Source organism: Vibrio sp. OPT46 (genome assembly GCF_015163535.1).
GTDB lineage: Bacteria > Pseudomonadota > Gammaproteobacteria > Enterobacterales > Vibrionaceae > Vibrio > Vibrio alginolyticus.
On record NZ_JADDYG010000284.1, the window covers coordinates 1 to 792 of the forward strand.

At 34.8% G+C, this 792-nt stretch carries 1 pseudogene; it reads right to left on the reverse strand.

Annotation, left to right across the window (positions count from 1 at the left end):
• Window positions 1-170 (reverse strand): annotated as a pseudogene (gene codB / locus IQR33_RS12705) (cytosine permease); the annotation flags it as partial.
• Window positions 171-792: the final 622 nt, after the last annotated feature.

Sequence of the window (792 nt, forward strand, 5' to 3'; positions counted from 1 at the left end):
AGAACAGCGAGGAAAAAATCATTAAAGGAGAGCCCAGTACCGAGAGAACCCCCAGTCCACATACTTGCGGAGAAAAAAGTGAGTCCTAACATCACCATTGTAAGTGACGCCACGCCTTTTCTGGCCGTGTTAGGAACTGGTCCAAGACTGTAGTTATTGTCTCCAGCCATTATTACCTCCGCACATTGAAATATTAAATTATAGCACCTGATTTTCAGGCAAACGGCGCGTATTATCGTGATGTAAATTTAATAGTCAATGATAAAATTGCAATTTAAACGTTTGCTTTGTTTTTGATGTGTGTTTTTTCTTTTAATAACAATGGTTTGATTTTTAAATTCTAAAGGTGGAAATTTTGATTTTACGTATTTTCTATGATTTATAGACAGGTTTTATATGTGAAATGAATGTTTTGAATTGCTATTTGTTTTTATGGATTAAATTTATCTATAACTCTGGATTGTTCAGTCGATTTCTATGAAAAGAAAACGATTTCATGATGAGGTTTTTGGTTTGGACGTTATTTGTTCTTTTCTTGGGTGTGTTTTCTTGGTTTTATTTTATGTAGGTGATTTATTTTTGTTGAAGCTGGCATTTCTAATGGTTTAGTGGGCGAATATTTGAATTTTATAAACAGTAAACAATCTGTTGTGGGTAAGAAAAGTACAACCGAGCTCGGTCAGAGGATAAGAGGGCAATAGCCACATAAAAAAATAGCCAACCGCAAAGAGTGCGATTGGCTTATATACATGTGAACAAAATCAAGTTCACTAACAACGTCAGTTGGCTAGG